Genomic DNA, 13088 nt, shown 5'->3' with positions numbered 1-13088 from the left:
ATTTATTTTTTCATGGTGGTTCCACAATTGGAACAGGTCGTGTGCTTTGGATTGTTCCAAAAACGATCCATTATGGGGGGAAGTTGGTTGACGATATCGGTAATTTCTACAAATTCCTCGTACAATTTGTGGCCGCAGTTTTCGCAATGCCAGATAAATCCGTCTTTTTCTCCGGCTCTCCGGTAGCGCTCAAATACAAGACCAATGGTATTGGCAGGCCTTCTGGGACTGTGGGGGGTTTTGGCGGGAAGCAGAAAGAGATCCCCTTCCTGAATGAGGATGTCTTTGGGTTTTCCATCTTCCACCACTTTTAAAGTGATGTCACCCTCCAATTGCATAAAAACCTCCTCTCCTTCATTGTAGTGAAAATCTTTTCTGGAATTGGGACCGCCTACCACCATGACGATAAAATCATCATTATCGACAAAGATCTGCTGATTTCCTATGGGTGGTTTGAGCAAATGGCGGTGCTCATCGATCCATTTTCTGAAGTTGATGGGAGCTGATATGGGCATGATAGGTTTAGGTTTTCAAATACACAACAAAATCTAAGCTTAAAAGTATTAAAAAACCTTCACTTTTTGTTTTCCTTTGTAAGATAGCCATCAGAAGTTTGAAAATATGCAACCCATCGTTGACCTACACTGTGATTTATTGTCTTACCTCGCCAAAGTTCCGACAGCCCGAGCGACAGCTACTGAGGATATCGGCTGTGCTTTGCCTTTTCTAAAACAGGGTGGGGTCAAGCTTCAGGTATTGGCCATCTACACGGATGTAACCTCAGAAAGCATGACCCTTGCGCAGAAGCAGGCTGATGCTTTTCAACAGGTGATGGCCGATCATACGCAGGAAGTGGCTCCCGTCGATTTACATTTTATCAAAACGCTGGATAAGCAAAATCAAATAGGTCTGGTCACTGCGATTGAAAATGCCGCAGGTTTGGCCAACGAGGAGGCATCCATAAACGCAGCCTTTGAGCAGCTTGAAAGTTTGATTGAGAAGACTGGTAAATTGGCCTATATCAGCCTCACACACCATGGAGAAAACCGTTTTGGAGGAGGCAATTATACCCAAGTTGGACTAAAAGATGATGGCAGAAGGCTTTTGGATTACCTGTCAGGCAGAAAAATAGCCATTGACCTCTCCCATACCTCAGACTTGTTGGCAGAAGGTATTCTGAATCATCTGGATAAATCGAACCTGGAAATTCCCGTCATCGCTTCTCATTCCAATTTTAGGACTTTGTGGCAACATCCCAGAAATCTGACAGATGAATTTGCCAGGGAGGTGCTGCATAGAAAAGGGATCATTGGCATCAATTTCCTCCGGGCATTCCTTGATACCGAAAACCCAGAGCGCATCTTTGACCACCTGATGTATGGGTTTCAAAACGGGCTGGAAGATCAAATGGCATTTGGGGCAGATTTTTTTTATACCCATAGCTTCCCTGACAGAAGTAGGATCCCTTTTTATTTTCCCAATGTGGAGAATGCCAGTAAATACCCTTCCATTTTAGCGCATTTAAGAAACCAGTTGAATCCTGAGCAATTGGAAAAGCTGGCCTACAAAAATGCCCAAGCCTTTTTTGAAAGAGTTTGGAATTAAATGATCCTCAGAATTTCCAAGCCCGTGTCATTTCTTTTTTGCCGGGAGGGCCTGGGATGGTTTCTACGTGAAGACCAAGGTCTGCCAAATCCCTTTTCACTTGCCCCTTGGCACAGTAGGTGACAAAAACTGCCCCAGCCTTCATGGATTCAACCACTTTTTCCAACATCTCTTTGGTCCAAAGTTCCGGCTGTTTGTTTGGTGCAAAAGCATCGTAAAAAATTACATCGCTTGGGTACAATTGGACTTCTTCCAAAGTAATCTTTTCTTTTTTCATGTTGAAATAAGGAGTAAGCGGCTCGCCTATGCCCCAAGGGGCTGCGTGGAGCATCTCAAGAAAATGTCCATAATGGGAAAAACCTTCATCTATTTCGGCGTAATTGAGCTGCTCATAAATTTCCTTTTCTATAGGAAAAGGTTCAACGGTATGGTAAAGCATGGGGATCAGATTTTGCTCTGCCCAAATTTGCGCCATCCAGGCATTGAGGCCTGTACCGAAACCCATTTCAAAAACCCTGATAGGTACCGTTGTTCTATTTTTGGCATGCCAAACCTCCAATCCATAAAGGATAAACACGTGGTAAGATTCACGAAAGGCGCCGTGAAAGGAATGGTAGGTTTCATTGAGCTCGGGCACGAACAAAGAATGGGAGCCATCCTCTGTGGTGATCAATTTCACTTTTCTTTCCATACCCTTAGCTTTTTTGGTAAATCAAGGCCACACAATAGGCTGAAACGCCTTCTTCTCTACCCACAAAACCCAGCTTTTCGGTTGTGGTGGCTTTGATGGAGATGTTGTTTTCAGGTACTTCCATGACTTTCGCTAAACAAGCCTTCATTTCCGGGATATGGGGATTCAGTTTGGGGATTTGCAGGCAAATGGTACTGTCCAAGTTACCCAATTCATAGCCCTCTTTTCTCAGGAGGGCCATGACTTCCCTGAGTAGGATCTTGCTGTCAATCCCTTTGTATTTGGCATCCTTATCCGAAAAATGGTAACCGATATCCCTCAAGTTGGCGGCTCCCAACAAGGCATCACAGATCACATGGATCAGCACATCTGCATCGGAGTGTCCTACTGCTCCTTTTTCATGAGCCAGTTGGATGCCACCCAGCCAAAAAGGATGGCCCTCTTTCAACTGATGTACATCGTAACCCATTCCGATTCTAATGTTGTTCATGGCTATGGAAATTAAAATGTGTTTTAAAGAATTAGGTATTGGATTTATAATATAGCACTGTGGCATTTTCTTCACGCAAAAATGCTTTGGCAGCTTCAGAAATACGCTCACCACTGATGGCGGTCTTTTTGACGTATTCTGTTTGATACAGGTCAGGATTTCCCAAATGGGCATAGTAGGCCAAGCTCATTGCCCTGTTGAGCAGTTGCACTGTTTCATAGGTCTTCATGGCTTCTGCTTGGTTTTTTACTTTTTGCAACACAGGTTCAGGGATCGGTTGATCTATAAATTCGGCAATGGTTTCGTCAAGCAACTTTTCAGCCTCTTCTGCAGTTCTCCCTTTTTCCATTTTTCCGGTAAAGACCATCAGGCCAGGATCCACATTCCCCAATACATAGCCGCTGACGGTGGCAAAGAGGTCGGAGTTTTTGACCAAGCGATGCTCCAAAAAGGAGGATCGGCCAAAGCCCAGGATGTCTGTGATCAAATCAGCTTCCAAATACCCGCTTTCCAACCTTCCGGGAACATGGTAGACTTTATATAGTGCGTCAGTTGGGACTTCCTCCATCACCGTTTTGGATTTTTTACTGATCTGAGGCAATTCTTTGGGGATGGATTTCTTGGGCATATTTCCTGAAGGAATATCACCAAACCATTTCTTTGACAAGTGCTTGACCTGCTCAAGCGTAACATCGCCTGCTACTACCATCACCGCATTGTCAGGCCGGTAATGGGTGAAATAAAATTCCTCTACGTCCTGACTTTGGTAATTTTCTATATCATCAATGTCCCTGCCTATGGTTGGCCACTGATAGGGGTGGGTGTCAAATGCCAAATCCCTGACCAAATGAAAGGCATTGCCGTAGGGCTGATTGAGATAGCGTTGTTTGAACTCCTCGATCACTACCTTTCTTTGGGTTTCAATGGTTTTTGGGCTTAAGTTCAGGTGGAGCATTCTATCAGATTCCAGCCAAAATGCCGTTTCCAAATTTACTGCCGGTAAGCTGATGTAATAATTGGTGATGTCGGTATTCGTAAAAGCATTGCACTCTCCCCCTACCTTTTCCAAAGCAGCGTCAAAAACGGGTACATGCTTGCTCCCTCCGAACATCAAATGCTCAAAATAATGGGCAAGTCCGGTTTTTCCGGGATTTTCGTTTCTTGAGCCTACTTTGTAGAGCAGGTTGAGCACAGCCATCTTGGTGGTGTGATCTTCGTGGACCAACACCTCCAAGCCATTGTCCAAAGTAAATTTTTGATATGGGATCATAAGGTAATTGAAAAGAATAGCCAGCCTCTAAGCAACTATTCCATTTTTCAAAAATAGCAAAATAAACCTGTTTACGGTATTTCAAATTAATTTTGGACCCAACAAGTTATAGAGGTTTAAATTGATACGGTCTCTTACTTGACGGGTTCTCCGTGATATCCTGCCTTTTGCAGTGCTTGTTGGAGGCTGGCCTCTGTCACAGTTCCTGTGGCAGTCAGGATTCTATTGGGATCCTGCAGGTCTACATTCCAGCTTTCTAATCCTAATTGTTCCATTTGAGGGGAAATGGCCTGGACACAGGCACCACATTTCACATTGGTTTTTAACTTAATGGTAGTCATGTTGTTTTTATTTTTATTCGCTAAAAGGTTCAATTGCTTTTGTCAATGTTTAGTTCGCTTTCTTATTCCAGTGTAGATCAGATTTTAGTGGTTAACAATAATCCCACATCAGCTATATTTTGCCTTTCAGCCTTAGGCTGTTGCTGACTACGGATACCGAGCTTAGGGCCATGGCTGCTCCTGCCAACATAGGATTGAGCAGAAAGCCAAATGCTGGATACAAAACGCCTGCAGCTATCGGAATGCCGATGATGTTATAAATAAAGGCCCAGAACAGGTTTTGTCGGATGGTTCTTATTGTTTTTTTGGTCAGCTGAAGGGCTTTGGGTAGTTGCCCAAGGTCTGATTGCATTAGGGTCATCTGAGCGACGTCCATGGCAATGTCTGTGCCTTTTCCCATGGCGATGCTCAGGTCAGCCAAGGCCAAGGCTTCTGAATCATTGATTCCATCACCCACCATGGCTACCTTATTGCCTTGATCCTGAAGGGATTTTAAGTAGGAGGCCTTATCCTCAGGAAGCATATCGGCTTTTACCTTTTCGATGCCTACCATTTTTGCGATGTGATGGGCAGTGGGTGCCTGATCTCCGGTAACCATGTGCACCGCTATCCCCATTTGCTGTAATTGTTGAATCGCCTTCTTTGAATTTGGCTTGATAGGGTCAGCGATGTTTAAGATACCAATCAACTTATCTTCCATGGCGGCATAGACCACGATCTCACCACGCTCAAGAGATTCCTGGGCTTTTTGGATCAGCCTTTCGTCTTTTGTCATTCCTTCGGACAACAACCAACTCAAGCTACCAATGGCGTATGTTTTTTGATCAAATCTTCCTTTTACCCCTTTTCCTGTAATTGAGGTAAAGTCTTCGATCAAAGGTTTTTTTTCTCCCGATGAAAAATATTCCTGAATGGATCTGGCCAAAGGATGTTCACTTTTGCTTTCCAAGGCAGCTAGAATATTTCCGATATTTTTTGGTGCCTGGTCATTGAAATGGGCAGCAATTACTTTTGGCTGCCCGGCTGTGATGGTACCTGTTTTGTCCAACAGGATGATATCGAGATCTTTTCCCTGTTCCAGGGCAGTGGCATCCTTAATGAGAATTCCTTCAGTGGCTCCTCTTCCCATACCGGCCATAATGGCCGTAGGAGTAGCTAGGCCTAAAGCACAGGGACAGGCAATGACCAATACCGTAATCATGCTGAGCATTCCCCTTAACCAGGCATCTTCAGTTCCACTCAACCCCCAAACTACCAAGGTGATCAGGGAAATCAACAAAACCACGGGAACAAAAATACCTGCAATCTTGTCCACAAGTTTCTGAACCGGGGCCTTTGATCCCTGCGCTTGCTTGACCCTTTGGATGATCTGTGCTAGAAGGGTATTGCTTCCGGTAGCCTCTGCCACAAAGACAAAACTACCTTCCTGATTCAAGGTGCCGGCATATACTTGGCTATTGCTTTCTTTTAAAATCGGAAGGGGTTCTCCAGTCAACATACTTTCATTGACATAACTCTTTCCGTTTAAGACACGGCCGTCAAGGGGGATTTTTTGTCCGGGTTTTACCAAAATATGGTCCCCAATTATGACCTCCTCTGTTTTTTTGGTCAGCTCATTTTCTCCTTCCAGCACAATCACGTCGTTGGGCTGAAGCCCCATAAGTTTTTTTAAAGCCTCGCCGGTGCCTGCTTTGGCTCCTGCTTCCAAAGATTTTCCCAAAAGGATAAAGAAAACTATGACAGCTGCTGCCTCAAAATATACATGGGGCTGAAGTCCTCTGGCCATGAGCCAACTCGGGAAAAAGGTGTTGAAGGTACTATACAGGTATGCGATGCCGGTACTTAAGGCTACAAGGGAATCCATATTTGCCCTGCCCATCTTGGCCTGTTTCCAGGCATTGATAAAAAAGTCCTGGCCGAAAATCAACAAGACAGGGGTAGTGAGTGCCCACATGATCTCATTGGCATAGGGCATGTGCATGAAAAACATGCCAATGACAAAAACCGGGAGTGCAAAAAAACCTGCATAAAGGGTTTTTTGCTTCAGTCGGGCATAGGCTTGCTGCTGCTTTGCTTCCAGTGCTTCTTTGTTCAGATCATCCAGAACCAAATCATAGCCACTTTTCTGGACCGCATTTTTAAGTGCCTCCAGATTTACCTTATCATCCTCCAATTCCACAGAAGCCTCCTGGGTAGCATAATTTACTGAAGCTGTTTTTATTCCGGGAAAGTGAGACAGGGTTTGTTCCACACTTACAGCGCAGGCCGCACAACTCATTCCCGTGACCGGTATTTCTTTTTTAACTGTCATTTTTTGTTAAATCTTATTCCCTCTGAATACAATTCAAGATCAAAATTAAGTGGTTTCTCAAGAGAAACTGTCATATAATTTTTGTTAGAATTCAACGGTTAGCCTTTAGTGACGTCATTCCTATCGCTTCGCTGTAATTGCCCAAAAACTATGATTCCACACAGTTTAACCAATTTACCGCATGTCAAACAGTCGCCAAACCATTCCTGTAATTGGAGAAAAATCCCGAACTTTAGCCAGCGTATTCCAGTTTACAATCCAAAATATACCTTAAGGCGACAAAATTCCTTCTTTCATGATCAAATCCACCGTTGAGCCAGCCTGTACCGGGCAGTTTTCTCCACTTTTTTTAGATTACCTTCGAGGTAAGGAAAACCTAAAACCCTTCTACCATTTTTCCCCCAACTTATCAGATTTTGAAAAGGCCATCGATGAAAGAAAATTCAGCCATGCAAACCGAGAAGTATTGGTCAAAGCCTTAAAAAAGCAATATGGCCATCTGGAAATTCGTGAGGCGGTGGAAAAAAACATCCAAGCCCTTTCAGATTCCCGCACCTTTACGGTTACTACCGGACATCAATTGAATCTATTTACAGGCCCCTTGTATTTCATTTACAAAATCGTCAGCACGATCAATTTGGCCAAGAAATTACAGTCTACTTATCCGGATGCGCATTTTGTTCCCGTTTACTGGATGGCGACTGAAGACCATGATTTTGCGGAAATCAATCATTTTACTTTTGAGGGTAGAAAATATACTTGGGAGACCGACCAAAAGGGAGCCGTAGGAGATTTTGAATTAGACGCCTCTCTCCAAAAGCTCGTTCAATCGCTTTCTTTCATTCCAGAATTCTTTAAAAATGCCTACCAGAAAAACCGCCTGTTGTCTGAGGCAGTCAGGGAATATGTGGATGTTTTGTTTGGATCAGAGGGTTTGGTGGTGGTGGATGGAAATGACCATACCCTGAAACAGCTCTTTGTACCCATGATACAGGAAGACTTGATGAATCACACCGCCAATGATCTCGTCAATGCACAAACAGAAAGGTTGGCCAAAGAAGGATATGAAAGTCAGATCTTTCCAAGAGAGATCAATTTCTTCTACATGGATAAAGGGATCCGGGAAAGGATCATCAAAGAGGGAGAGAATTACAAAGTCATGAACAGTGATCAGGCTTGGAACCGAGAAGAGATACTTGCCCTCGTTTCGTCCAATCCAGAAAAATTCAGCCCCAATGTGGTCATGAGGCCCCTCTATCAGGAAGTCATTCTACCTAATTTAGCTTATTTGGGTGGCCCTGCAGAGGTGATCTATTGGCTACAGCTGAAGACGGTTTTTGACCACCATAAGATTGATTTTCCCATCATACTTCCCAGAAATTTTGCCCTTTTGCTTGACGGAGTCATTCAAAGAAAAGTAGATCAGCTTGGATTGAAGGAGGAAGAGCTTTTTGTGGATTTTCTTAGTCTTAAAAAGGAATTTGTGAGTACCCACACCCAACATGACCTGACCTTAGAGGAGGAAGCAGATGTGCTTGCCGGGATATTTGAGCAATTGGGTCAAAAAGGATTTCCTATCGATAAAACACTCAAGGAAGCTGCCAGCGCCGCAAAAGTAAGGGCCATGAAGATATTGGAGCAGATGGCAGTAAAATTTAGAAAAGCGGAAGAACGTAATCTCAAGGTGGAATTGGACAGGATGGAAGCGGTCAAGGCCCAACTTTTCCCCAATGGATCCCCTCAGGAAAGGGTAGAAAATTTCCTCCCTTTTTATTTACAAGACCCCACTTTTATTTCCCAACTAATGGAAGTATTTGATCCCTTGGATTTCAACTTCAATATTTTGAAACTGAATGGAGCACAAACAAACCATTAGGAAGACCTATAAACAAAAGAGGCAAGATCTTTCCCAGGCAGAAAGGCTTGAAAAAAGCCAGCAGATTGCCCAGCAGGTGGCCTCCCTGCTTAAAGAAAACCCTTCTTGGCATCATTTTCATATATTTTTACCCATTGAGCGTTTGTTGGAAGTCGATACCTTTCCTATCATTCATGAACTTTGGAAATCGGAGAAAAGGCTCTACACCTCAGTTACAGATATGGAGAAAGGAAGCATGGAGGGAGTAGCGCTTCATCCTGATGCTGGTTTCCGACAAGGCAAATGGGGTATGTTGTTCCCGGAACCAATAGAGTTAGTTTCACTGCAACAACTTCAAGTGGTCTTTATCCCCTTATTGGCATATGATTTGAAAGGTAACCGACTGGGATATGGCAAGGGCCACTATGATCAGTTTTTGAAGTCTCTAGGTAATAAACCAGTCAAAATTGGGCTTTCTTTTTTTCCTCCTATGGAAAGAATTGTGCCTGAGGACCATGATATTCCATTGGATATGTGTGTAAGTCCCGAGAGGATATATTACTTTTGAGGCCTAAACCAATTTTATTTACACTATGAAAAAATTAATAGTAGGAGCATTCGCCATCCTGATGATGGTATTTTCGAATCAGACTCAAGCTCAGGATTACAACACAGGCATCGGCCTCAGGGCCGGAACAGGCTTGGGCTTGACCGTAAAACATTTTTTGAATGATCAAGCGGCGCTTGAAGGATTGCTATATACCCGATGGGGAGGAATTTTGATTACTGGCTTGTATGAAATCCACAAAGACATTCCTGAAGTGCAGGGATTGAGGTGGTTTTACGGAGGAGGAGCCCACGTTGGGGCTTGGTCTGCAAGTAACAGGAACAGACCCTGGGGAGGTGATTATGGCCAATCCTATACGGTAGTCGGAATTGATGGCATCATCGGATTGGACTATAAATTTGCCGATGCGCCAATCAACCTATCGCTTGACTGGAAACCTGCCTTCAATATCATAGGTTATTCAGGCATCTGGGGCGGTGATGTGGCTTTGTCCATCCGGTATACCTTTTGATCAAGCCCAAATCGAATAAAAAGTATTTTAATGATGGACCCAATAGGTGTCCACTTGCCATAAAAAGTCATTTTCGTCAAAACGGCGAAGATGACTTTTTTTATTCCCTCAATATCTCCATAGGAGGCTTGCCCATGATGTTGCGGCCATTCAGCCAACCCAATAAAATGGTGAGCCCTGTAATGACCAGATAAACTACAATGGCTTCTTGGAGGGCTACTCTAAAGGGAAGCTGAAAGACAAACTGATTCAACAGACTTGTGGCCAAAAATGAAAGCAAAATACCGCTCAAAGCCGCCAAACTTCCCAAAAAGAAATATTCCAATGTATTGATTTTGGTGACTAGGGGCATTCCCGCCCCTAATGTTCGGAGTAATAGGCTTTCTTTCATCCGCTGGTATTTGCTGATGATCAGAGAACTTATCAAGACCAGAATTCCTGTTGCAATACTGAAAAAAGCCATAAACTGGATCACAAAGCTGATTTTTCCAAGGATTTCCTCCAAAGTCTCTACGATGGTTCCCAAGCTGATGACAGAAATGTTGGGAAATTGGCGCACAATGCTGGCTTGGATATCAGCCGATTCTCTGTCATTCTTGGTTTTGGTGATCAACACATGGAATTTCGGAGCATTGTCAAGCACTTGTTCTGGAAAGATCACCAGAAAATTGGTAGACACCTGATTGAATTTCACATCCCGCATGCTGCCCACATAGGTTTTGATCAATCTGCCTTGGACATTGAAAACCAGTGCGTCACCCATTTTTATCCCTGTTCTTTCAGCATAGCCTTGTTCAAAGGATACAAAAATGCTGTCTCCAGGGGTCTTTACTGGCTTCAATTCCCCTGCCATCAATCGCTCCGAACTGATCAGACTGTCCCGGTAGGTCACGCGAAATTCCCGATTATACAGGGAACGGGATTTTCTGGCTTCCTCGGGAAGATCCTCGTTGATTTTTTTGGTGACCGCATTGATCGATTCCAGCCGCATGGTGACAATGGGGACTTCCTGCAGGATCGGAAGATTTCGTTCTTGCAGCAACTCCTTCACGGATGCTACCTGTGGCGTCTGTATGTCAAAGAACAGCATATTGGGTTGGTCTTCCTTGTCAGCAAACCGTGCCTCATCCAGCAGTTGATTTTGTATAAAAAACAAGGTGCTGATCATGGCTGTACCCAAGCCAATGGTGGCAATCAGAGAAATGGTTTGGTTGTTGGGCCGGTAAAGGTTTGCCAATGACTGCCGCAAGGGATAGCTAAGGCTGATCGGTAGGAATTTCCTGATCAGCCACATGATGCCGGTCGCCACCAGCCAAAGTGCACCAAAAGCAAAAAGCACAAATCCCGTAAATCCAAGGGATTCCTGCCAGCCTTTTAAAAGGTAAAGGCTAAAGGAAAAAATGAATAAGGGGATCAAAAACATCACCACCCAGCGCAAAGGATCCTTGCGGAGTTGGGTGTCTCCTTCGTTGGGTCTTAGGGTGGCCATGGGGGATACTTTTCTTACTTTCAGCATAGGAAGTAAGGCAAACAAAACCGATATCATTAAACCAGTAAGCATACCGGATCCTATTGCGCTCCATGAAGCCTGTACAGAAACCTCTACAGGAAGAAAATCCGCAAAAACCTGAGGCAAAATGTACTGTAACAAGGTGCCCAAAGCTGCTCCCAGAGCGGAACCGATCAAACCCATGACCACAATCTGTGAAAGGTAAATGGAAAAAATTTGGGAGGCTTTTACCCCCAAACAGCGCAATACAGCCACAGAAGGCATTTTTTCTTTGACAAATACGTTTACCGCACTTGCGACGCCTACACTGCCGAGTAAAAGGGCGATAAAGGCCACCAAGCTAAGGAAGTTGGTAAGATTCTGGAATGATCTGCCAGTGGACCGCTTGCGGTCTTCCACGGTATTGGACCGGAGGTTGGCCTCCTCCCATTCTTCCTTGAAAGGTTTGATCAGGTTTTCAACTTCTGCTTCATCTGCCAATTTGTAGTATTTGGCATAATTCAACCGGCTCCCATATTGCACCAAACCCGTTTCTTTCAAATGGTCCATTGGGATGTAAACGGCAGGGGCTACTGTGGCCGTAATACCGGTCTGACCGGGTACTTTTTGCAGTTCCCCTACGATGACAAAGGTGCTTTCTCCCACTTTGATGCTGTCACCGATTTCGGCATTGAACTGCGCCATCAGGATTTTTTCAACCAGTGCTTTTTTCCCTCCGCTTCTGAAATTCCCTTCGGCATCTTCAGGTATGGTTTCTAAAGTCCCATAAAAAGGAAAATCCCCTTCCAGAGCCCTTACTTGGGTCAAGCGGCTATCACCTGTATTTGGAAATACAACCATGCTGGCAAAGTTCACTTCAGCCGCCTGTGCTACTGCCAAAGAATCAAAGCTAAGATCCCCAATGGGTTGGTTGTTTTCTAAGACCAAATCAGCCCCGAGCAGTTCCTTGGCTTGCTGGTCAATGTCTTTGGTGAGGTTGTCGCCAAATGAACTGATGCCCACCAATGCTGCAATGCCGATGATGATGGAGGAAACAAATAGGAAAAGCTTTACCCGGTTTTTTCTGAAATCCCGGTAGGCCATTTTTAAGGTCCAGCTGAAATTATGCATGGGTTTCCTCCTGAATTTTACCCCCTTTGATCTGAATGATCCTGTCGGTCCGCCTGGCCAATTCCCGGTCATGGGTTACCAGGATCAGGGTAGTACCTTGTTCTTTGTTGAGGTTAAAAATAAGGTCTTCAATCATCTCTCCGGTTTCTGTGTCCAGATTCCCGGTAGGTTCATCCGCAAAAAGCACGAGCGGTTCATTGGCAAAAGCCCTCGCTATGGACACCCGTTGCTGTTCGCCACCGGATAACTGCGAGGGATAATGCGTGGCCCTATCTTTCAGACCCACTTTTTCCAACAGCTCAAGGGCTTTTTTGGAAGCGTCTTTGCGTCTTTTGAGTTCAAGTGGAACCATCACGTTTTCAAGGGCAGTCAGGGTGGGTAAAAGCTGGAAATTCTGGAAAATAAAGCCTACATGCTGAGATCTGAGCGCAGCCCTTTGGTCTTCACTGAGATTTTCCATTTGCTGGCCATTCAGAGAAATACTGCCTTGACTGGAGGTATCCAAACCAGCACAAAGGCCCAATAGCGTAGTTTTTCCGCTACCGGAAGGCCCTACGATGGCAATGCTTTCTCCTGCTTGTATGTCGAAGGTAACTTGATCTAAAACTGTCAGCTTTCGATTGCCACTTTGGTAAGTTTTGCTGACATCCTGTACGCTTAATATGCCCATAAAAGTTGAGGTGAAGAGATTTAGGTGTTTAACAACTACTATTGGTAGAATGGTTTAATTTGGGTAAAATAATTTTTTTGATAAGACAATTTCTACCTGACAATGCCTTTTTTAACATATTGTACCAAATAAAGATATTGATAGATATTGGATATT

The 13088-nt window shown here is 44.3% G+C and carries 12 protein-coding genes; 4 read left to right on the top strand and 8 right to left on the bottom strand.

Annotated elements, in window-relative coordinates; translation table 11 throughout:
* Positions 1 to 2: 2 nt before the first annotated feature.
* Positions 3 to 515, bottom strand: coding sequence for a 3-hydroxyanthranilate 3,4-dioxygenase (locus tag H1A14_RS04010; RefSeq protein WP_194774939.1), 513 nt, complete (start codon positions 513 to 515; stop codon positions 3 to 5).
* Positions 516 to 621: 106 nt separating this feature from the next.
* Between H1A14_RS04010 and H1A14_RS04005 the strand changes: the two genes are divergently transcribed.
* Positions 622 to 1605, top strand: a complete 984-nt coding sequence (locus tag H1A14_RS04005) for a dipeptidase (RefSeq protein ID WP_194774938.1) — start codon at positions 622 to 624, stop codon at positions 1603 to 1605.
* Between the two features lie 7 nt (positions 1606 to 1612).
* Here H1A14_RS04005 and mnmD read toward each other — a convergent pair whose 3' ends face one another.
* The 5 genes from mnmD to H1A14_RS03980 form a co-directional block, all read right to left on the bottom strand.
* Entirely contained in the window at positions 1613 to 2296 is a 684-nt protein-coding gene (mnmD, locus tag H1A14_RS04000) for a tRNA (5-methylaminomethyl-2-thiouridine)(34)-methyltransferase MnmD (RefSeq protein WP_194774937.1), read from the bottom strand.
* A 4-nt stretch (positions 2297 to 2300) separates the two neighbouring features.
* Entirely contained in the window at positions 2301 to 2786 is a 486-nt protein-coding gene (gene ispF, locus H1A14_RS03995; RefSeq protein ID WP_194774936.1) for a 2-C-methyl-D-erythritol 2,4-cyclodiphosphate synthase, read from the bottom strand.
* Positions 2787 to 2817: 31 nt separating this feature from the next.
* The gene (locus H1A14_RS03990) at positions 2818 to 4056 is read right to left on the bottom strand and encodes a M16 family metallopeptidase (RefSeq protein ID WP_194774935.1); all 1239 of its coding nucleotides are present in this window, start codon (positions 4054 to 4056) and stop codon (positions 2818 to 2820) included.
* A gap of 134 nt (positions 4057 to 4190) precedes the next feature.
* Positions 4191 to 4397 (bottom strand): heavy-metal-associated domain-containing protein, encoded by a 207-nt coding sequence (locus tag H1A14_RS03985; RefSeq protein WP_194774934.1) that lies wholly within the window; start codon positions 4395 to 4397, stop codon positions 4191 to 4193.
* 112 nt (positions 4398 to 4509) lie between these two features.
* Positions 4510 to 6708 (bottom strand): heavy metal translocating P-type ATPase, encoded by a 2199-nt coding sequence (locus H1A14_RS03980; protein WP_194774933.1) that lies wholly within the window; start codon positions 6706 to 6708, stop codon positions 4510 to 4512.
* Positions 6709 to 7003: 295 nt separating this feature from the next.
* Between H1A14_RS03980 and bshC the strand changes: the two genes are divergently transcribed.
* From bshC to H1A14_RS03965, 3 genes are read left to right on the top strand one after another with little or no spacing between them, the layout of a single operon-like run.
* A complete protein-coding gene (bshC, locus tag H1A14_RS03975; protein WP_194774932.1) occupies positions 7004 to 8584 on the top strand; it encodes a bacillithiol biosynthesis cysteine-adding enzyme BshC in 1581 nt (526 codons plus the stop codon).
* Entirely contained in the window at positions 8562 to 9131 is a 570-nt protein-coding gene (locus H1A14_RS03970; protein ID WP_194774931.1) for a 5-formyltetrahydrofolate cyclo-ligase, read from the top strand. Before bshC ends, H1A14_RS03970 begins: the two co-directional genes overlap by 23 nt.
* A 25-nt stretch (positions 9132 to 9156) precedes the next feature.
* Positions 9157 to 9642: a hypothetical protein gene (locus H1A14_RS03965; RefSeq protein ID WP_194774930.1), complete on the top strand. Its 486-nt coding sequence runs from the start codon at positions 9157 to 9159 to the stop codon at positions 9640 to 9642.
* Positions 9643 to 9742: 100 nt separating this feature from the next.
* Here the strand turns inward: H1A14_RS03965 and H1A14_RS03960 are convergent, their stop codons facing one another.
* Together H1A14_RS03960 and H1A14_RS03955 are read right to left on the bottom strand one after the other, a co-directional pair.
* On the bottom strand, positions 9743 to 12262 hold the full coding sequence (locus H1A14_RS03960; protein ID WP_194774929.1) for an ABC transporter permease: 2520 nt from the start codon (positions 12260 to 12262) through the stop codon (positions 9743 to 9745).
* On the bottom strand, positions 12255 to 12932 hold the full coding sequence (locus H1A14_RS03955; RefSeq protein ID WP_194774928.1) for an ABC transporter ATP-binding protein: 678 nt from the start codon (positions 12930 to 12932) through the stop codon (positions 12255 to 12257). The genes H1A14_RS03960 and H1A14_RS03955 overlap by 8 nt, the downstream gene beginning before the upstream one ends.
* Between the last annotated feature and the right edge of the window lie 156 nt (positions 12933 to 13088).

This window comes from Pararhodonellum marinum, from assembly GCF_015354735.1.
In the GTDB taxonomy this organism is placed as follows: Bacteria; Bacteroidota; Bacteroidia; order Cytophagales; family Cyclobacteriaceae; genus Pararhodonellum; species Pararhodonellum marinum.
Note: the sequence above shows the minus strand (reverse complement) of the source record. Positions and strands in the feature narration are given on the sequence as shown.